A 19,563-nucleotide genomic window follows, 5' to 3' on the forward strand; every position below is an offset into this window, starting at 1 on the left:
CCCCCCGCCGATGCACACGCATCGGCGGGCGAACTATCATTAAGCGTGAAATACACGCGGAGGTCAGCTCACCACACGAGCCGAATCTCCCACACTACGTAAAGGGGAACACGTGCTGCCTCAACGGCACCGTATGCGCACCAGCGCAGAATTCTCCCACGCCTTCCGTTCCGGCATCCGTACAGGACGTCGGAACATCGTTGTATCTACGGCGAAAAATCCTGGAAAAACAACCCAGGTAGGTTTCATTGTGTCGAAGGCGGTGGGCAACGCAGTCACACGCAACCTGGTGAAGCGCCGGTTGCGTGAGCTTGCCGCGCTCACCTGCGCTGCGCATCCGGAAGGCTACGCCATTGCTGTGCGAGCACTTCCTGCCTCCGCGAGCGCCAGCTGGGATCAGTTGCGCCGCGATTACGAATCGGCACTCGAGGCTGCGTTCGCTAAGCTCGACCTGCCTCAGAGCAAGGAGAAGCCGTGAGCCGTTCCCAGCGTGACCGCTGTGAAGAACGCTTCCACGCGCATCACAGCGGCACCTATAGCGCATCTGCCGAAACTCTGGGCCCCGACGAGCTGTTGGCACTAGCACCTAACGAATTCGTGAGGCCTGAAACTTTCCTGCAGGCTCTCTACGTTCTACCGCAGAACCTGCTGATTGCGTGCATGAAGGCCTACCGCAAGGTCGTCTCCCCCCTCTACGGGGACGTGTGCCGCTACTACCCAACCTGCTCAGCCTACGCTCTGGAGGCGCTGACCACCCACGGTGCGATGGGCGGGCTTTCCCTGACGGTGCGCCGTATTCTGCGGTGTGTTCCCTGGGCGACCGGAGGTATCGACCCAGTTCCGGAGGGGAAGCGTACTTTCGCTCCCGGAGCAGAACCGAAAATTATTCTGCTCAACCACCCCCATCTTTACACCCCTCACACCGGTGGTGACGCCCGCCCTGAGTAGGCGGCGCCTCCCACACAATGACTTAGCCGAGTCCTTAAGGAGTATTCCCGCGTGAATATTTTTGATTTGATTCTTTGGCCGTTTAAATGGATCGTCTCCGTGGTCCTGTGGCTGTTCCACACTCTTTTCACCTCGCTGGGTATGGACCCGGCTTCCGGCCTGACTTGGGTTCTGTGCATTATCTTCCTGACCCTGGTGATGCGTACCCTGACCATTCCGCTGTTCGTCAAGCAGATTAAGGCGATGCGCGGTATGACCGCGATGCAGGGCGATATGGCGAAGCTGCAGGAGAAGTACAAGGGTAAGAAGGACCAGCTCTCCCGCCAGGCTATGGCTCAGGAGCAGATGGAAATGTACCGTAAGCACGGTACGAACCCCTTCGCCTCCTGCCTGCCGATTCTGGCGCAGATGCCGATCTTCTTCGGTCTGTACCAGGTGCTGATGGGCGTTCCCACCGCGGCGCAGAGTAACGAGAGCGTGCTCATGCTGCCGGCTGATCTGGTGCACCAGTTCAACGACTCGCAGATTTTTGGTGCGCAGCTGTTTGCGACCATGGTGCACCCGGGCGCTGGTGACACCACCGCGACCGTTGTCCAGGCGGTCATCATGATTGTTCTGATGAGTGCGACCCAGTTCTACATTCAGAAGCAGCTGAGCGTGAAGAACATGTCGGAGGCGGCTCTGAACTCTCCGATGTTCCGTCAGCAGCAGATGATCATGTACATCTTCCCGATCATCTTCGCTGTTTCCGGTATTAACTTCCCGCTGGGTGTTATGTACTACTGGACCGTGTCGAACCTCTGGTCGCTGGGCCAGCAGTGGTGGGTTATCCGCAATAACCCGACCCCCGGTTCTCAGGCGGAGCGTGAGCTGAACGCTCGCCGTGCTGCGAAGGGCCTGCCTCCGATTGGTAAGACCCGTGAGCAGCACGAGAAGGATCTGCGGGAGGCTCGTGAGCGTGCCGCAGCTGGTCAGCGTCAGCAGCCGGTCGGTAAGAAGCGCCAGAAGCAGCAACGCAATAAGCAGAACGGAAAGAAGTAGTTTTCTTCCGTGATTCGGGCCGGGTTCTCGCCACGTGTGGCGCGGGCCCGGCGCCGTGTATGAGATACTTTTTACCCCTAGGACACCCCTCCGAACACCCCGAGGAATATTGTGACTGAAGCTATGGAATATGAGGACGAGCAGCTCGTTGAGGAGCAGCTAGTAGAGGAGCCCCTTGAGGGCGAAGAAGACGATTTTGAGGACATCGACGAGGAAGGCGATATCGCCGCTGACTACCTCGAAGAACTCCTCGATATTGTCGATATGGACGGCGACATTGATATTGAGGTGCGCAATAACCGCATCTACCTGTCGGTCGTCAATGACGATGATGACAATGAGGAACTGCGCCACCTGGTTGGCCGCCACGGTGAGGTTCTGGAGGCTCTGCAGGAGCTGGTGCGCCTCTCCGTCCTGGCTGGTAACGGCACTCGTTCCCGCCTGATTCTGGACATCGCTGGCTACCGTGCTGAGCGTCGTGAGCAGCTGGAGAAGATCGCTGCTGACGCGATTGAGAAGGTGCGCACTACCGGTCGCGATGAGCACATGAAGCCGCTGAGCCCGTACGAGCGTAAGGTCGTGCACGATGTGGTGGCTACTGCTGGCTTGTACAGCGAGTCTGAGGGTGAGGGCCCTCGCCGTCACGTGGTGATCTCTCTTCCCGAGGTAGGAGCCTAGTATGGAGACTTCGATGGTTGCTCTCAACGAGAGCGAGCGTGCCGCAGCGGAGGCTGTGTTTGGTGAGCGTCTGCCTTTGGCAGAGCGCTACGTGCAGCACTTGGCGACGACCGGTATTGAGCGTGGCCTGATCGGTCCGCGTGAGGTTCCGCGCCTGTGGGCTCGCCACGTGCTGAACTGTGCCGTGGTACAGGAATACATTGCGCCGAACGCGTCGGTTGCCGATGTCGGTTCTGGTGCCGGCCTGCCCGGCCTGTGCCTGGCGATTGCCCGCCCGGATTTGAAGCTGACCCTGATTGAGCCTCTGGAGCGCCGCGTGATTTGGCTGAATGAGGTTGTTGAGGATTTGGGTCTGGGGAACGTGACCGTGCTGCGCTCGCGTGCTGAGCAGGCTGTGGGTGCTGTTGAGGCTGATGTGGTGACTGCGCGTGCTGTGTCGGCTCTGGTGGGCCTGCTGGACATTACTCTGCCGATTCTGCGCGGCACCGGTGAGCTGCTGGCCCTGAAGGGTCGTAGTGCCGCAGAGGAGATTACCAAGGCGAAGAAGAAGCTGAACCGCTACGGTGCGCGTGAGACTGAGATTCTCACCGCCGGCAGTGACCTGCTGAAAGAGCCGACGACGGTGGTTCGAGTTCGCCTCTAAAGGTTTCGTCTCAAATGGGCGGTACCGCAACGAGCTAGTGAATAGGCTGGCTTACGCGGTGCCGCCCATTTTTTGTGCGCTGGCTTGCCGGGCGCGCGGCAATTGCATCCGCAGAGTACATAGAATGACCTCTCGCGTGGAGTATTGACCTGATGCCGGGTACCCTTAAGGAAGGATTGAAACCTTAGACTCTTCTACATCAAAGTCTGATGGTTCACTAAGGGACCTCGAGTCCTTCAAAAACCATTCGGGCAGCACAAATGTTTCACGTGAAACATTGCAGACTTCATCACCTCATCTCAGTATGTTTCACGTGAAACATGCTGAGATGAATGAATGGTGGGGGAGCGGAGGTTGAATCCTCCTCGCGCACAAATACCGCAGAGTATTGCCACACGCGAGGCATCAGACGAAGCATCACCGTAGACACACCACCCGGAATATGGAAGGCACCCGATGACTCCTCAAGCTCAGAAATCTGTTGCAGATTTGCTCCCCAAGCCTGTGCATACGCGTGTCTTCACCGTGTCGAACCAGAAGGGCGGCGTGGGTAAAACCAGCACCGCCGTGAACCTCGCAGCCGCGCTCGCGGAGGCTGGACTGAACGTCCTGGTGATCGACAACGACCCGCAGGGTAACGCCTCGACCGCACTGGGCATTGAACACGGCGTGGACGTTCCCAGTGTCTACAACGTTCTGATTGAGGATAAGCCGCTTTCTGAAATTATTCAGGAATGCCCCGATATGCCCGGCCTGTTCTGTGCCCCCGCCAATATCGACCTTGCGGGTGCGGAGATTGAACTAGTCTCCCTGGTGGCACGCGAGACTCGCCTCAAGAACGCCCTGATGGACTACACTGAGTGGCGCGAGAAGCAGGGCATGGAGCGCCTGGACTATGTTTTCATCGACTGCCCGCCGAGCCTCGGCCTGCTGACCGTCAACGCCTTCGTTGCGGCAGAAGAGATTTTGATTCCGATCCAGTGCGAGTACTACGCTCTGGAAGGCCTGAGTCAGCTACTGAAGAATATCCAGATGATTCAGAAGCACCTGAACTCCAAGCTGCGCATCAGTACAATCCTGCTGACCATGTACGATGCTCGTACCAACCTGGCATTCCAGGTGGCAGAGGAGGTGCGCGAGCACTTCCCGGAGGAGACTCTGGGGGTCAAGATTCCTCGCTCGGTTCGCATCTCTGAAGCTCCCAGCTATCAGCAGACCGTCATCACCTACGATTCTTCGTCGACTGGCGCTCGCGCCTACCGCGAGGCGGCACAGGAGCTCTCGCGCCGATCCGCATAATCTAAATCTTTTGAAATGAGCCCTTTTGGATTGTCTATTGATGATTCAAAAGGGCTCATTGTGTGCGGTATCTTCTGAGCGAAACACGAGAAAACAGCCTTAGAGAATTAATTATTGGGAATAATTTGGATTATGCGCCGTGCATTTTTTACTCCTGCTTTCGAGTGCTTATTTCGTTTACACTAGATGAAGAAGAAAAAATGAGCGGGCTCGTCCGGGGGCCCTAAGGAGTAACGATGGCTGAAAAGCGACGCGGCTTGGGTCGTGGCCTGGGGGCACTGATCCCTCAGAGTACGAAGAATTCTGGTAATGCTGAGGCGAAGGCATCCGAAAAGACTACTGCAGTAAAGACTGCACCCAAGAAGGTGTCTACTCCGATTGAAGAGCCGATGACTGACGGTCTCTTCGAAATGGCTCACGAGGCTAAGCCGGAGAAGCAGCGTAAGAGCGCTAAAGCTGAGTCTGTAGATGCTAAGCCTGCTGAAGCTGCACCCGCTCAGGAAAAGCCTGCTGAAGCTGAAAAGGCAGAGGGGAAGGTTGAAGCTCCCGCCTCCTCGCAGGATGTTTCACGTGAAACATCGAAGAAGAAGTCTCGCGTGGATATGGGTGCGGCACTGCGCAACACCACCCTGACTCGCCGCCCGGTGGACTTCTTCTTTGGTGAAGACGTCTCCACTCCGCAGTCCGCTTCTGAGGAGCAGAGCGGTTTGGTTCCGGTTCCCGGTGCCCAGTTTGCTGAGTTGAACGTTCATGATATCCACCCGAACCGCAAGCAGCCCCGAACCGACTTTGATGAGCAGGACATGGAAGAGCTCATCCACTCGGTACGTGAGATTGGTGTTCTGCAGCCGATCGTCGTGCGTCCCTCGCGCGAAAACGGTGCCGAAAAGTATGAGCTGGTCATGGGTGAGCGCCGCTGGCGTGCAACCCAGGCGGCTGGCCTGAGCACCATCCCGGCGATTGTTCGTGAGACTGAAGACGGTGACCTGCTCCGTGACGCCCTGCTGGAGAACCTGCACCGCAGTCAGCTGAACCCCATTGAAGAGGCGGCGGCATACCAGCAGCTCATGGAGGAGTTTGACACTACTCAGGAGCAGTTGGCTAAGCGCATTGGTCGTTCTCGCCCCCAGATTTCGAACACGATTCGTCTGCTGAAGCTGCCGGCTCTGGTGCAGCGTCGCGTTGCGGCGGGTATTCTCTCCGCGGGTCACGCGCGTGCCCTGCTGGCTCTGACGGACCAAGCTCAGATTGAGACTCTCGCGCAGAAGATTGTGAATGAGGGGCTGTCGGTTCGCGCAACTGAGGAGCTGGTGAACCACGCATCCGGCGCTGCCGAGGTGAAGGAGCGTAAGGCTCCTCAGCCTCAGAAGCACCGTGAGCGCCTGGACTATATTGCGGAGGCTTTTGCTGACAAGCTCGATACTTCGGTGAAGATTTCGCTGGGTGCTCGCAAGGGTAAGATGACCATCGAATTTGCGAATGTTGAGGATCTGAACCGCATTATCCGCGTTTTGGATTCTGATTTCTTGGGCTAAATTTTCGCATAAAACAATATTTAGCAACTGAAATCAGCTGTATATATAGAAAAACCCTCGGTGATGTTTCACGTGAAACATCACCGAGGGTTTTTCTCTAGCCTCTCGAAAGTTTAGCCCAGGTGCTCGGAGAACTCTGCCAGCAGGGCGGACTTCGTCTTAGCGCCTACGGTCTTCTTGACGACCTCGCCACCCTTGAAAAGGTAGATGGCGGGAATGGAGGTAATGCCGTACTTCATGGCGGTATCGCCATTTGCTTCAACATCCACCTTGACCACGTCGACCTGACCGGCGTACTCGCCAGCGATCTCGTCAATCACGGGGCCAACCATGCGGCAGGGGCCGCACCATTCAGCCCAGAAGTCCACGATAACGGGCTTGTCGTTCTTCAGAACCAGTTCGTCAAAAGTGGCATCAGTTGCCTGCTGTGCACTGCTCACGGAGTGCTCCTTTCTGACACGGGGCGGATTCCCCTGCGAGTAATACGAATAGTTTAGAGGTTTTCGAGGTAGTGCTGCGCGTCCAGAGCGGCAACAGCACCGGAACCTGCAGCAATAATTGCCTGGCGGTAGGTCGGGTCAATCACGTCACCGGCAGCAAAAACGCCGGGAACGGAAGTCTTCGAAGAACGGCCCTGAACCGCGATGGTGTGGTTCTCGGTGATCTCCAGCTGATCACGCACCAGTTCCACTCGAGGATCGGAGCCAATAGCGATGAACAAGCCCTGAACAGCCAGCTGACGCTCAGAACCGTCCTTGGTGTTGGTCAGGGTGATCGACTCGAGGTTGCTCTCGCCGTGAACGGCGGTAACAGCCGAATCCCAGACGACCTCAATCTTCGGGTTGTTGAACGCGCGGGTCTGCATGATTTCCGAAGCGCGGAAAGAATCGCGGCGGTGCACCAGGTACACCTTGGACGCGAAGGTCGTCAGGAACAGTGCCTCCTCCAGCGCGGAGTCGCCGCCGCCGACCACTGCGATTTCCTTGTCCTTGAAGAAGAAACCATCGCAGGTTGCGCACCAGGAGACGCCGTAACCGGAGAGTCGATCTTCACCCTCGATGTTGAGCTTACGGACCTGAGAACCGGTGGTCATGATGACGGTCTTCGCCAGGTGAACGGCGCCGTCAGCGGTGTAGACCTTCTTCACGTCGCCGGTGAGTTCAACCTTCTCTACGTCCTGGTAGCGGATGTCAGTGCCGAAACGCTCAGCCTGCTGACCGATGTTCTCCATCAGCTCGGGGCCCTGGATGCCCTGAATGAATCCGGGGAAGTTCTCCACCTCGGTGGTGTTCATGAGGGAGCCGCCGGGTGCCAGGGAGCTGGCGAAGAGGACGGGCTTCAGTTCGGCGCGTGCCGCGTAGATTGCGGCGGTGTAGCCGGCGGGGCCGGAGCCCACAATAATGACGTTGTGGACGGTTGCATCGGCTTCAACCTCGGCAGCCGGTGCAGCTTTGGTGGCGGGTGCGGATGCGAGGTTCAGATTGCCCAGGGCGGAGCCTCCGAAGAGGCCTCCCAGATTCTCAGTCATCGGATATGTCTTTCCGTTGTAGGTCTTTCGTTCTGCCCCTATAACAGGGCTTTATCCTCGATTATTCCATTTTTGGGGGACCCTTATCCAGATACTCCGCGCACTGTGAATCTTTGAGTAGCGACCCTGCCATAAAGAGTCATAAATGGACATCAAAAAGGGTGGGGCTTCCGAACTGTTGAGTTCAGAAGCCCCACCCTTGTGTCTGGGGTGCGAGCGCCCTGTCGGTGTCACGTTATGGGTTGATTAGTCCACCTTGATTTCGTTGATGCGCAGACCGTAATTCCAAGCTCCAATCGGCAGGGAGAGGCGGGGTAGCTCGTTGACCACGATGATCACGTAGGCGCCCTTTTCTGCGCTCTGCTTGGAGGTGTCCAGGGTGACGACTGCATCCTTGCCTTCGAAGGTGCCCTTGCCAATCTCAACCGCACCGTTCAGGGATGCGGAGCTATTGGTATAGACGGTGAAGGAACCACCGACGCCGGTGTTCTGCTGGATGGTCAGCTTGGAGACAACGGTGGGGGGCTGCAGCTTCAGTGCCAGGCCGAATTCCTTGATGGTGCCGGCGTAGTTGGCGGTGCCGAAGCCGTAGCTGATCCATGCGGTGTTGGCGTTACCGTCGGTCAGGTTGGGGATGAGGGTGTCCATGTCGTTCATGAACATGGGGTTCGAGGGCGCGAAGCGAGCCACGGACGCGATTTTAGCCGGTGCGTTCGATGCCTTAGTGGTCGGGGATGCCGATGCGCTGGCGCTTGCCGCAGCCGATTCGGGTGCCGAGGCGGAAGACTTGGGGGTGTGCGGTGCGGCTGCCTGGTTGGAGCCGATTGCGCCCAGGGAGGTGAGGATACCGCCTGCGACGATGACAAGCAGTAGGACTGCTGCCAGGGCGACTGCCCAGGTGCCGCGGCTGCCGTCTTCTTCGTCTTCGTCATCTTCGTAGATACTGGTGGGTTCGGAGTAGGCGGTCACTGCCGCGCCGTCGGATGAGTTCCAGTTCTTGGCGGCGGTGATGCTCTCCTGATTAGCGGAGGAGGAGACCTTCTCGTAGGTGTTGGGGGAGCTGCTGCTTTCGGAGTCGCCGAAGATTTCGGTGCCCAGCGCGTCCTCTGCGTTGGAGAGTGCGTGGTTTTCGACCAGCAGGGTGTCCAGCAGGGTGTCGGGGCGGGTGTGGGAGGTGACGAGGTAGCGGCTACCTTCGGGGGTGATGCCCAGGTCAAGGATTTGGATGTTGCCGCGTGCGTTGGTTGCGAGCGCGCGGGAGTTTGCTTCCAGCAGTGCGCTGCGGCTGGGCGATGCGACGACGACCGAGACCTTACGGTTGAGAATCTGGTCGGTGCCTTCAAGCACCATGTCGGATTCTACCGTAATGATGATGTGTGCGGTGATCTCGTAGCGGCCTCCGAGGACCGATCCGACCGGAATCTGTTGCGACAACGTGTTCTCCCGAGGTGGTTTCATAGTGCCTGCCGTGTGGCGGGCCCTGACTATTAGATTCTACCCGGCATTGAAGGATGCTGGGGCTGAGTGATAGTTTGTGGCGTCCGGGTGGTTGCCTGTGTCTTCTGCGGGCCTCGGTGTGGGGTGCGGTGGGTGCACGGACAGCTACCCGGGTTGGGCGTTGTGTACTGCTTTAGCGGCGGGCAAAACGCTCAAGTTTAGAGGTGAGGGGTGCCAGTAGTGCGTTGGCTTCCTTGACGCGGAAGATTTGTATACCGGCGAGGTATGCCAGGCCCATGACGGTGCCACATACGGCGAGAGTGATGATTGCGGTGAGCTTGGATGCCCAGGCGAATCCGTCGAGCTGGTAGCCGCCGAGCAGCCAGAGTGCAATGGCCGCGATGCCGCCGGCGAAGAGGGATGCGAGGGTGGTGCGGGCGTAGGTGCTGACGATGCCGCGCTGGCCGTAGTAGCCGAGGCGGCGGCGGACCATGTTGTGGCTGATGAACATGATCAGGATGTTGTGCACTGGGTAGATGAAGGCGAGCATGTACACGGTGTACTGTGCGTCGAGCAGGGATGCTGCGAAGCTCATGATGACCATGATGATGGCGGAGTACACCTGGATGCGGAAGGGGGTGCGTGCGTCTTCGCGGGCGTAGAGCACACGGCTGTAGAGGTAGTTGATGGTGAGGGTGGGGGTGCCGAGCGCGGTGATGACGATGAGCTTGGCGATGATGGTTGCTGCGATGGGGTCGCCGCCGCTGAAGAGTACTGCGACGGGCCCTGCCAGGACCATGAGTGCGACCATGCAGAAGACGGTGGCTACGGCTGCGTTGCGCAGGCCGTGGGAGAGCGCGTAGATGACGCTGTCGCTGTCGTCGGCGATGGCGGAGGCACTCATGCGGTTGAAGAGCACGGTGGCGATGGAGATGCCGATGACGCCGTGCGGGAGCATGTACAGCATGGAGGCGTAGTTGAGTGCCTGCAAGCCGGGGATTTGGATGCCGAGGGCGGCGTAGTGTTCGCGCTGACCGACAATACCTGCGGCGACCTTGGTCATGTAGAGGAACGCGAGGTTGGAGATGATGCCGGATGCGAGGGTCCAGGCGGCGAGCTTGGATGCTGCGCGCAGGCCGATGCCTCGCCAGGCGAAGTCGGGCTTGAGGCGCAGGCCGAGCTTGCGTAGGGGGATGAACAGGACGAGTGCCTGCATCATGACGCCGAAGGTGGAGGAGCCGGCGAGCACGAGGGTCTGTGCGTTGGTCCAGTTGTCTACGGTGTGAATCGGGTTGGGGTTGGGGGTTTGCGCGCCGAAGAGGAAGATGAACAGGATCAGCGACAGGATGGTGATGACGTTGTTGAGTACGGGCGACCACATGTAGGCGCCGAATGCGTCTTTGGCGTTGAGGACCTGTCCGATGACGGTGTAGAGGCCGTAGAAGAAGATTTGGGGTAGGCACCAGAGGGAGAAGATGAAGCCGAGCTGCCGTTGTTCGGGGCTCCATCCTGAGCCCATGATGCTGATGATGGGCCAGGCGCAGGCGACGGTGATGAGGGTGATGAGGCCGATTGCGGTGACGGTGAGGGTGACGAGTTTGGAGATGTATCGTGCGCCACCGTCTTGTGCTTTGGCTGCCTTGATGATTTGCGGTACGAGGACTGCGTTGAACACGCCGCCTGCTACGAGGACGTAGATGAGGTTGGGTAGGGTGTTGGCGGTTTCGAAGACGTCGCCGACGGTTGAGAGTGAGCCGATGGCTACGGTGAGCAGGATGGTCTTGACGAATCCGAGGATGCGCGAGACGAGGGTGCCTGCTGCCATGATTGCGCTTGAGCGGGCGTCGTTACGTGCCACGTATGTCTCTCCTGTGTGGGCGGGTGATTGCTTCTTTTAGTTTTTGGGGCTCTTACAGCGGGTGTTTAGAGCTGGGTGGTGATGTATTCGCGCGCACTGCGGGCTATGTGTTGTTCGTTGGCGAATGAGAGGCGGGTGGGGAGCTCTTCGAGGGGGACCCATGCGACGTCGATTGCTTCGTGGTCGGGGTCGTTGTCGATGCTGAGTTCGCCGCCGGTTGCTGCGAAGAGGTAGTGGTGCACGGTTTTGTGGATGCGCGTGCCGTTGGAGGTGAACCAGTAGGCGATGGTGCCGAGGGAGGCTACGGGGTAGCCGGTGATTCCGGTTTCTTCGCTGATTTCGCGTTGTGCGGCTTCGACGGTGGTTTCGCCGTGTTCGATGTGGCCTTTGGGCAGGCACCATTCGCGTTGGCCGTTGCGGTTGATGCGGGCGATGATGGCTACGGGTAGCTGTTCGGGTCGGTCGAAGTCGATGATGAGCCCGCCTGCGGAGACTTCTTCGGGGGCGGGTACCGCTCGCGCGGGCGCGGTAAAGCGCGTTTTGGGGGCGCGGGGTACGGGAATGCTCATGGTTCTACCTTAACCGATAGGCTGAGGTTTTGGTGTCTCGGTTTGAGGTGAGATAGCTGTCTTTGGTGGGGTGTTGTGGGTGTGGGGTGGGCGCGTGGGTGGTTTTTCTGGCACGATTAAAGGATTATGTCGCTGATTATTGATGTTGTGTCGAAGTACCCGGATGCCGCCGAGCTGGGAGAACTGTACCGTGCGGCGGGTTTTGAGCTGTACTTGGTGGGCGGTATTGTCCGCGATAATCTGCGGGTTGAAGATGGTCTCTTCACCGATTTTGATTTGACGACGGATGCTACTCCGGAGCAGAGCGAGCAGATTCTGCGTGGGTGGGGTGAGCATACGTGGGATATCGGCAAGGAGTACGGCACGATTAGTGCGCGCAAGAATGGCGTGGTGTATGAGGTGACCACGTACCGTGCTGAGGTGTATGTTTCGGATTCGCGTAAGCCGACGGTTGAGTTCGGCACGGATTTGAGTGCCGATTTGGTGCGTCGTGATTTCACGATTAATGCGATGGCGGCGGCTTTGCCGAGCGGCGAGGTGGTTGACCTGTTTGGTGGCGTTGAGGATTTGCGTGCGGGTGTTTTGCGTACTCCGCGCTCGCCGGAGGAGTCTTTTTCTGAGGACCCGCTGCGTATGATGCGTGCGGCTCGTTTTGCTGCGCGTTTTAATCTTGAGGTTGCCCCGGAGGTTTTCGAGGCGATGCGTGAGATGGCTGGCCGTATTGAGATTATTTCAGCTGAGCGTGTGCGTGATGAGCTGGTGAAGCTGATTGAGGCGGATTATCCGCGGGTGGGTTTGAACCTGCTGGTGGATACGGGTCTGGCGGATTATGTGTTGCCGGAGCTTCCTGCGTTGCGTATGGAGATGGATCCTGCGCATCACCATAAGGATGTGTATGCGCATTCGTTGAAGGTGATGGAGCAGGCGATGGAGAAGGAGACGGACGAGGACGGCCCGTGCCCGGCTCCTGATTTTATTCTGCGTTTTGCGGCGTTGATGCACGATATTGGTAAGCCGAAGACTCGTAAGTTTGAGAAGGACGGCTCCGTCTCGTTCCTGCACCATGAGGTGGTGGGCGCGAAGATGGTGAAGAAGCGTATGCGTGCGCTGCGTTTTGATAATGACACGATTAAGGCTGTGGCTCGTCTGGTGGAGCTGCATATGCGGTTCTATGGTTACCGTGAGTCGGGTTGGACTGATTCTGCGGTGCGCCGTTATGTGCGTGATGCGGGCGATCAGTTGGAGCGTCTGCATCGTGTGTCGCGTTCTGATGTGACGACTCGTAATCGTCGCTTGTCGCGTTCGCTGGCTGAGGCGTATGACGATTTGGAGCGTCGTATTGCTGAGTTGGCTGCTCAGGAGGAGCTGGATTCAATTCGTCCGGATCTGGATGGCGGTCAGATTATGCAGATTCTTGGTATTGCGCCGGGCCCGGTGGTGGGTGAGGCGTATAAGTTCTTGTTGAATTTGCGTCTGGATGAGGGTTCGCTTCCTGAGGAGGAGGCGAAGGCTCGTCTGGTGCAGTGGTGGGAGCAGCGTCGGGAGGCGTAGCTTCTGCGGTTTTCGGTACCGCATCGCATGGTTGAGGTCACGCGGTGCGGTACTGTTCTATCTGCTTTTTCTCGTGTATTGTTAAGAAATCTATGCGTGTTCCCCGCCCGGTGTGTTTCACGTGTAGGGCACAATGAATCTCCTGCTATGGAAATCCCATAGCCGTTTAGCCCAAAGGAGGGGTTTAATCATGCGTGCATATGAACTGATGGTTATCCTCAGCCCCGAGGTTGAGGACCGTGCGGTTGAGCCGTCGCTGTCCAAGTTCCTCGAGATCGTGACCAACGAGGGTGGTTCCGTCGACAACGTCGACATCTGGGGCCGTCGTCGCCTGGCATACGAGATCCAGAAGAAGTCTGAGGGTATCTACGCAGTGGTGAACTTCACCTCTACCCCCGAGACCGCAGCTGAGCTCGATCGTGTTCTGAACCTGAACGAGTCCGTCATGCGTACCAAGATCATCCGCCCGGAGGATCAGAAGATCTCCAGCAAGTAGTTGGTCTTTCCGGTCGGCTGACCCCCTAAAAATGTCAGGGGGTTGCGCTGTACTGGATTCAACATACTTGTAACTCTTATCGAGGAGGCATCAAATGGCAGGCGATACCGTTATTACCGTTATTGGTAATCTGACTGGCGATCCGGAGCTTCGTTACACCCCTGCGGGTGCGGCGGTTGCTAATTTCACGATCGCATCGACTCCGCGTACTTTTAACCGCCAGACGAACCAGTGGGAGGATGGGGAGACCCTGTTCCTGCGTGCGTCGGTGTGGCGTGGTTACGCTGAGAATGTTGCAGAGACTCTGAAGAAGGGTACTCAGGTTATCGCGCAGGGCCGTCTGAAGTCTCGCTCGTACGAGACCAAGGAAGGCGAGCGTCGTACTTCGTTTGAGCTTGAGGTCGAGGAGATCGGCCCGACTCTGCGTTTTGCTACTGCTCAGGTGACTCGCGCGCAGCGTTCTGCCGGAGGTAATAACTTCGGTGGCGGTGCGCAGGGTGGCTTTGGCGGTGGCGCTGGGTACAACGCTGCTGCTCAGGGCGGTTTCTCCGCTCCTCAGCAGAACAATTTTGCTGCTGCTCAGGGTAATGGTTACTCTGGCCAGTCTGGCTACTCCGCTCCGGCTGCTCCGGCGGCCCCCGCAGCTCCTGCTGCTGATCCGTGGAGTTCTCAGTCTGGTGGTAACTATGACTGGGGTAGCGGCGCCGACGACGAACCTCCGTTCTAAGCCGGTTTCGTTTTCCGAATAGTAATTTATCAATCCATCCCGCGGTTATCCGCCGCGGGCTCCCAACTCTAAGGAGCACCACGATGGCTAAGGCTGAAATCCGTAAGCCCAAACCCAAGCAGAACCCCCTCAAGGCTGCTGACGTCACCGTTATCGACTACAAGGACGTCGCACTTCTGCGCAAGTTCATCTCCGACCGCGGCAAGATCCGCGCTCGCCGCGTGACTGGCGTGACCGTTCAGGAGCAGCGCAAGATCGCTCAGGCTATTAAGAACGCCCGCGAAGTTGCACTGCTGCCCTACTCCGGCGCTGGCCGCTAAAGAGAAGGAGAGACAGTAACATGGCTAAGATCATTCTGACTCAGGAAGTTTCCGGCCTCGGTGCAGCTGGCGATGTTGTCACCGTTAAGGACGGTTACGCACGTAACTACCTGCTGCCCCGCGGCTTCGCCGTGACCTGGACCCAGGGTGGCGAGAAGCAGGTTGAGTCCATCCGCGCCGCTCGTGCGGCTCGTGCTAAGGCTTCTCTGGAAGAGGCTCAGGCAATTGCTGCGTCCCTGGCTGCTAAGCCGGTTGTCGTTGCACACAAGGCTGGCGCTGACGGCCGCCTGTTCGGTACCGTCAAGGCTGAGGCTATTGCTGAGGCTATTGAGGCTGCTGGCATTGGCTCCGTTGACAAGCGCACCATCCACCTGGGTTCCGCTATCAAGCGCACCGGTGAGTACAAGGTGACTGTCCGCCTGCACGCTGACGTTGTTGCTAACGTTGTCCTGGACGTCGTTGCTGCTGCGTAAGTAGATTTTTAGATATTTGACGCTGGTGCTTTGATGCGGCGGCGGTGAGTGTCGGACGGGGTGTCCCTCTTCGTGAGGGGCACCCCGTTTGTTGTATTCGCTCCTGTGCATGTTTCACGTGAAACATTATTTTTGGAGGCTGAGAATATGTGGTGTGCTACAGAAGGATTGGTGGTTAGAGCAGTTGCGACTGCGAGGTACGCCAATTGACCCCGTAGACTGGTAGACATGGCTCGATCTTTTTCACGTTTGTCTTCTAGCGCGCAGCTTCTGTCCACGGGTGTGGTGTTGGAGTGTATCAATTTGCTGCTGTGCGCTCTAGCGGTTATCCCATTTGCGGACGCGAATGTCGCTACTGCTCTTTTGCTTCTTTTGCTGGTGGTTGGCGGCCTTGCATCCAGTGTTGCGCTGGTGTGCGCGCTGGTGGGTCTGGTGAAGTTCCGTCAGTACCGCGTGGCCAATATTTGCTTGGCGGTTATTTCTGTAGTGGCTAACCCGTTGGTGCTGCTGGGGTTGTATATGGCGGCTTATTAGCCCGGTTTAGAGTCCGCAAACTGCACAATATCAAAGCTCTCAGGGTTCTGTTGGTTTTCTCCCAGCTTGTTTCCAGCGAAATTCAATCCTCCCATAAGGTTGGGGGTGTTTACTATAAGTGTTGGTTCGAGAGGACTGCGATGTGAATGTGTGTGTTTCGTGTAGCGGGGTCGCCCGCTAACGAAAGAAGGATGGCAAGGCAAAAGCGCCTTGCCTTTCTTCTTTTAACGCGACGTGTAGTTTCCGCGTGAAATCCGGGGCACTGCACCCCGATGTTGAAGAAAAATCTATTCCCAGCTTTCTTACAGCTTTAACCTACAGGGAATAAAGGTTTACGCGTAATACTTTATATAGATGGTTCGAGAGGACCATCAGAAAGTTGGACTTTCCTTGCGGAAGTGGCTCTGATTTTCGTATGTATGTGTGTGTGATGAGACTGGGGTTGGACCGAGAGGTCCAGCTCCAGTTTCTGTTTAATCTCTAGGGTGTGTGGCAAGGATGGCTGTAGTGGTGTTGCGGCATGCTGTAATAAAGGGCAACCATACTTCTATATAACGTCATATTTCCTTTCTTGGGGTGGCGGGTCTAGAATTGGGAAAGATAAATTTTGCATATTAAATACAAGTATTGAGGAGTTGTCTTCCGTGTCTAAGACCCCTTCCGTTCCCGGTACCGACCGCCCCGCCGAAAAGGCAGCAGGTCACTGGTTGCTGGCTCAGCTGGGCAAGAAGGTTCTGCGCCCCGGCGGCCGCGAGACCACCAACTGGCTGCTGGCTCGTGCTCTGGGCGGCGACATTGACGTCGTGGAGTTTGCTCCGGGCCTGGGTATTACCGCCCTGGAGATTGTGAAGCGTTCCCCCAAGAGCTACACCGGTGTGGATCTTGATCCCAAGGCTGCTGAAATCGTAACCGAGCGTATTGGCGCATCGACTAAGCCGAACTACCGTGTGGTGAACGCTAGCGCTCAGGAGACCGGTCTGCCCTCGGAGAGCTACGACGCCGTGGTGGGCGAGGCGATGCTGACCATGCAGACCGATAAGCACAAGCTGGAGATTATGCGTGAGGCGGCTCGTCTGCTGCGTCCGGGCGGCTACTACGCTATTCACGAGATGTCGTTGGTTCCCGATTATCTGCGCCCCGAGCTGAAGGAAGAGATTCAGAAGGATTTGGCGCGCACTATCCGTGTGAACGCCCGCCCGCTGACTGTTGCCGAGTGGACTGCTCTGGCGGAAGAGGCTGGCTTTGAGGTGCTGGATGTGTACCAGACCGATATGGCTCTGCTGGAGCCGAAGCGTCTGCTGGCTGATGAGGGTCCCGCTGGCGTTGCGAAGATTGCGTTCAATCTGGCGCGTAAGCCGCAGATTCGTGAGCGTGTGCTGGGTATGCGCGGTGTGTTCCGCCGCCATGCCGACCATATTGGCGCTATCGGCCTGATTCTGCGTAAGAAGTAAGACAGAATCACACCGCAAAGCTTATACAGCGAAACGGAGCCCCAGTATTCCTCTCTATCCGAGGGAATACTGGGGCTCCGTTTTCAAGCGCTAGCCCGCTAGCCCTAGCAGATTCGCTAGCGCATCTATACCATCTGCCACAGCATGCACCCATCCCGCTGTAACTGCCTCCCTACCGGCGGTGGCCTCCACTCTCGCCAGGTATAGCAGCACACGGTACCTGAGTGCTGCACCGACTACGGCACTGAGCACTAGTACCAGCACTACTGCTGGATACTGCATCAGTATCAGATACTCACCCAGCATCTGTTGCACTAGGGCTTCCCAATGATTTAGTACCCCCACACCTGCATACATGTAGGACACCCCATCAGCGAGCCTGTAGTAGTACAGCATTGCTGATACTCGCAGGTACTTAAGCACCATGGTATGTGGTACAGGCAGGGACCTACTATAGGTGTGTAGTAGTAGCACTGCCACCAGATGAGAGAGGACATGCAGTACGAGGAGAGGGAGGATTTTAAACATGGCGGAGTTCTGCCTTCATGACTAGTGCCCTCGACTCTGATATCGAGGGATCTACTAGGCACATAGCAGTGGCCTGAAAAATATTTTTTGTGAGGCAGTCACGTCTGCTCAGCGATGAGGGCATGCGCGCTAAGGCGAGGTAATGCGCACTATGGATGGTGCGGCGCTCGCTGTTGAGAAGATTGAGGATTATCTGCGCGCTGCCCGTTAGGCGTGTATGTGTTTCGCGTGTGCCTTCGTGAGAAACTAGCATAGGAGTTCTGCAGAAATTGTTTCTGGAACGTCGTAGATATCGGATTGAAACGCGAGGATAAGCATGTCTGAAACTGCTATTGATTATGGTTCCCGCACTATGCCTCATGATGATGTGGCTGAGCAGTCGGTGCTCGGTGGCATGCTGCTGTCGAAGGACGCTATTGCGGATGTGGTTGAGAGCCTGCGTGCGTCTGATTTCTATAAGCCGGCTCACGAGACGATATATGAGGCGATTCTTTCTCTTTACGGTCACGGTAGCCCTGCGGATGCGATTACGGTTGCTGATGAGCTGAAGAAGCGCGGCGAGCTGACTCGTGTGGGCGGCGCGTCCTATATTCATACGCTGATTGCGTCGGTTCCGACTGCTGCTAACGCTCAGTATTACGCTGAGATTGTTAAGGAGCACGCGATTATGCGCCGCCTGATTGAGGCGGGCACGAAGATCGCTCAGCTGGGTTACGCCAATGAGACTGAGGTTGATACTTTGGTAGATCAGGCGCAGGCTGAGATTTATGCGGTGACTGATGGTAACGCGAAGGAAGACTATGTGTCTTTCTCTGAGGCGTTGGAGGAGACCATCAATGAGATTGATGCGAACTCGAACCGCCCCGATGGCGTGTACGGTGTGCCGACTGACTTTATTGAGTTTGATGAGCTGACCGGTGGTCTGCACGGCGGCCAGATGATTGTTATTGCGGCTCGTCCGGGTGTGGGTAAGTCGACTCTGGCTCTTGATATTGCTCGTTCTGCGTCTATTCATCATCAGATGACGACTGTGTTTTTCTCGCTGGAGATGAGTCGTACTGAGTTGGCGATGCGTATTCTCTCTGCGGAGGGCAAGATTTCAATGGGTCGTCTGAAGAAGGGCGACCTGGATACTGAGGGCTGGACGAACCTGGCGACTCTGCAGGGGCGTATTGATTCTGCTCCTCTCTTTATTGATGATTCGCCGAATATGACTCTGATGGAGATTCGCGCGAAGTGCCGTCGTCTCAAGCAGCGTAATGATTTGAAACTTGTGGTGCTGGACTACCTGCAGCTGATGAGTTCGGGTAAGAAGGTTGAGTCTCGTCAGCAGGAGGTTTCGGAGTTCTCTCGTAGCCTGAAGCTGTTGGCTAAGGAGCTGGATGTTCCGGTGATTGCACTGTCTCAGTTGAACCGTGGTTCGGAGCAGCGTACTGATAAGCGTCCGATGGTTTCGGATCTGCGTGAGTCGGGTTCTATTGAGCAGGATGCGGATATGGTGATTCTGCTGCATCGTGAGGATATGTATAACCCGGACAGTGAACGCGTGGGTGAGGCGGACATGATTATCGCTAAGCACCGTGGTGGTCCGACTCGTACTATCCCGTTGGCGTTTAGCGGTAAGTACTCGCGCTTCAACAATATGGCGAATGAGGCGCCTCCCCAGTACTAACCCCGTACTCAACTAACTCAGTACTAAGCTTTCAGCACTCTGTGGCTGTACCCCTCTTCTTCTGTTCCTTGCCGGACGGAAGGGGAGGGGCTTTTTGTACCTATAGGTAGGGGCGCCCGGGGCTAGGGTTAGGAATCGTGCGCAGGGCATGGGAATAGGGGCTGCGGAGGGGGCTCTAGAAGGCATTCTGTGAGGGGTTGAGTGGTTTCTTCTGCGTTTATAAGGTTTTTTAGAAGTTTTTTGAAGATTTTTTAGTACCCATAAAACGCACTGAC

21 protein-coding genes are annotated in these 19,563 nt (G+C 57.0%); 15 read left to right on the forward strand and 6 right to left on the reverse strand.

The features are described from left to right. Nucleotides 1–112: 112 nt before the first annotated feature. From rnpA to HMPREF2779_RS07130, 7 genes are all read left to right on the forward strand, one after another. The gene (gene rnpA / locus HMPREF2779_RS07100; RefSeq protein WP_049341943.1) at nucleotides 113–478 is read left to right on the forward strand and encodes a ribonuclease P protein component; all 366 of its coding nucleotides are present in this window, start codon (nucleotides 113–115) and stop codon (nucleotides 476–478) included. After that, entirely contained in the window at nucleotides 475–948 is a 474-nt protein-coding gene (gene yidD / locus HMPREF2779_RS07105) for a membrane protein insertion efficiency factor YidD (RefSeq protein ID WP_005504090.1), read from the forward strand. Before rnpA ends, yidD begins: the two co-directional genes overlap by 4 nt. Nucleotides 949–999: 51 nt before the next feature. Beyond that, nucleotides 1,000–1,989, forward strand: coding sequence for a membrane protein insertase YidC (gene yidC, locus HMPREF2779_RS07110; RefSeq protein ID WP_070684782.1), 990 nt, complete (start codon nucleotides 1,000–1,002; stop codon nucleotides 1,987–1,989). A gap of 111 nt (nucleotides 1,990–2,100) precedes the next feature. Continuing rightward, entirely contained in the window at nucleotides 2,101–2,667 is a 567-nt protein-coding gene (locus HMPREF2779_RS07115; protein WP_070684784.1) for a Jag family protein, read from the forward strand. Between the two features lies 1 nt (nucleotide 2,668). Further along, a complete protein-coding gene (gene rsmG / locus HMPREF2779_RS07120; protein WP_083311135.1) occupies nucleotides 2,669–3,310 on the forward strand; it encodes a 16S rRNA (guanine(527)-N(7))-methyltransferase RsmG in 642 nt (213 codons plus the stop codon). Nucleotides 3,311–3,766: 456 nt separating this feature from the next. Next, nucleotides 3,767–4,609, forward strand: coding sequence for a ParA family protein (locus tag HMPREF2779_RS07125; protein ID WP_070684785.1), 843 nt, complete (start codon nucleotides 3,767–3,769; stop codon nucleotides 4,607–4,609). Nucleotides 4,610–4,845: 236 nt separating this feature from the next. Next, on the forward strand, nucleotides 4,846–6,144 hold the full coding sequence (locus HMPREF2779_RS07130) for a ParB/RepB/Spo0J family partition protein (RefSeq protein ID WP_070684787.1): 1,299 nt from the start codon (nucleotides 4,846–4,848) through the stop codon (nucleotides 6,142–6,144). A gap of 113 nt (nucleotides 6,145–6,257) precedes the next feature. On the opposite strand, the gene trxA is transcribed toward HMPREF2779_RS07130, so the two are convergent. The 5 genes from trxA to HMPREF2779_RS07155 all read right to left on the reverse strand — a co-directional run bounded on the left by trxA (nucleotide 6,258) and on the right by HMPREF2779_RS07155 (nucleotide 11,536). Beyond that, on the reverse strand, nucleotides 6,258–6,584 hold the full coding sequence (trxA, locus tag HMPREF2779_RS07135; protein WP_070684790.1) for a thioredoxin: 327 nt from the start codon (nucleotides 6,582–6,584) through the stop codon (nucleotides 6,258–6,260). Nucleotides 6,585–6,637: 53 nt separating this feature from the next. Beyond that, nucleotides 6,638–7,672, reverse strand: a complete 1,035-nt coding sequence (gene trxB / locus HMPREF2779_RS07140) for a thioredoxin-disulfide reductase (protein ID WP_070684792.1) — start codon at nucleotides 7,670–7,672, stop codon at nucleotides 6,638–6,640. A 246-nt stretch (nucleotides 7,673–7,918) separates the two neighbouring features. Beyond that, nucleotides 7,919–9,106 carry a serine/threonine protein kinase gene (locus HMPREF2779_RS07145; RefSeq protein ID WP_233992313.1) on the reverse strand — a complete coding sequence of 396 codons (1,188 nt, stop codon included), beginning with the start codon at nucleotides 9,104–9,106 and terminating at the stop codon, nucleotides 7,919–7,921. 196 nt (nucleotides 9,107–9,302) lie between these two features. Beyond that, complete coding sequence (gene murJ, locus HMPREF2779_RS07150; RefSeq protein ID WP_105361184.1) at nucleotides 9,303–10,967, reverse strand: murein biosynthesis integral membrane protein MurJ; 1,665 nt, start codon at nucleotides 10,965–10,967, stop codon at nucleotides 9,303–9,305. A 65-nt stretch (nucleotides 10,968–11,032) separates the two neighbouring features. Continuing rightward, complete coding sequence (locus tag HMPREF2779_RS07155; protein WP_005504058.1) at nucleotides 11,033–11,536, reverse strand: NUDIX hydrolase; 504 nt, start codon at nucleotides 11,534–11,536, stop codon at nucleotides 11,033–11,035. A 126-nt stretch (nucleotides 11,537–11,662) separates the two neighbouring features. On the opposite strand from HMPREF2779_RS07155, the gene HMPREF2779_RS07160 reads away from it, so the two are divergent. From HMPREF2779_RS07160 to HMPREF2779_RS07190, 7 genes are all read left to right on the forward strand, one after another. Further along, nucleotides 11,663–13,087, forward strand: coding sequence for a CCA tRNA nucleotidyltransferase (locus tag HMPREF2779_RS07160; protein WP_070684798.1), 1,425 nt, complete (start codon nucleotides 11,663–11,665; stop codon nucleotides 13,085–13,087). Between the two features lie 190 nt (nucleotides 13,088–13,277). Beyond that, nucleotides 13,278–13,583, forward strand: coding sequence for a 30S ribosomal protein S6 (gene rpsF, locus HMPREF2779_RS07165; protein ID WP_005504056.1), 306 nt, complete (start codon nucleotides 13,278–13,280; stop codon nucleotides 13,581–13,583). Nucleotides 13,584–13,677: 94 nt separating this feature from the next. After that, entirely contained in the window at nucleotides 13,678–14,310 is a 633-nt protein-coding gene (locus HMPREF2779_RS07170) for a single-stranded DNA-binding protein (protein WP_005504055.1), read from the forward strand. A gap of 83 nt (nucleotides 14,311–14,393) precedes the next feature. Further along, nucleotides 14,394–14,630 carry a 30S ribosomal protein S18 gene (gene rpsR, locus HMPREF2779_RS07175; protein WP_004005948.1) on the forward strand — a complete coding sequence of 79 codons (237 nt, stop codon included), beginning with the start codon at nucleotides 14,394–14,396 and terminating at the stop codon, nucleotides 14,628–14,630. A gap of 20 nt (nucleotides 14,631–14,650) precedes the next feature. Then, the gene (gene rplI / locus HMPREF2779_RS07180) at nucleotides 14,651–15,103 is read left to right on the forward strand and encodes a 50S ribosomal protein L9 (protein ID WP_005504050.1); all 453 of its coding nucleotides are present in this window, start codon (nucleotides 14,651–14,653) and stop codon (nucleotides 15,101–15,103) included. Between the two features lie 228 nt (nucleotides 15,104–15,331). After that, nucleotides 15,332–15,637 carry a hypothetical protein gene (locus tag HMPREF2779_RS07185; RefSeq protein WP_070684800.1) on the forward strand — a complete coding sequence of 102 codons (306 nt, stop codon included), beginning with the start codon at nucleotides 15,332–15,334 and terminating at the stop codon, nucleotides 15,635–15,637. Between the two features lie 644 nt (nucleotides 15,638–16,281). After that, the gene (locus tag HMPREF2779_RS07190) at nucleotides 16,282–17,088 is read left to right on the forward strand and encodes a class I SAM-dependent methyltransferase (RefSeq protein WP_049326735.1); all 807 of its coding nucleotides are present in this window, start codon (nucleotides 16,282–16,284) and stop codon (nucleotides 17,086–17,088) included. A 90-nt stretch (nucleotides 17,089–17,178) separates the two neighbouring features. Here the strand turns inward: HMPREF2779_RS07190 and HMPREF2779_RS09250 are convergent, their stop codons facing one another. Further along, nucleotides 17,179–17,616, reverse strand: a complete 438-nt coding sequence (locus HMPREF2779_RS09250) for a hypothetical protein (protein ID WP_070684805.1) — start codon at nucleotides 17,614–17,616, stop codon at nucleotides 17,179–17,181. A gap of 316 nt (nucleotides 17,617–17,932) precedes the next feature. On the opposite strand from HMPREF2779_RS09250, the gene dnaB reads away from it, so the two are divergent. Beyond that, nucleotides 17,933–19,288, forward strand: coding sequence for a replicative DNA helicase (gene dnaB, locus HMPREF2779_RS07200; RefSeq protein WP_070674133.1), 1,356 nt, complete (start codon nucleotides 17,933–17,935; stop codon nucleotides 19,286–19,288). Nucleotides 19,289–19,563: the final 275 nt, after the last annotated feature.

The organism is Rothia sp. HMSC069C03 (assembly GCF_001811075.1).
GTDB lineage: Bacteria > Actinomycetota > Actinomycetes > Actinomycetales > Micrococcaceae > Rothia > Rothia mucilaginosa.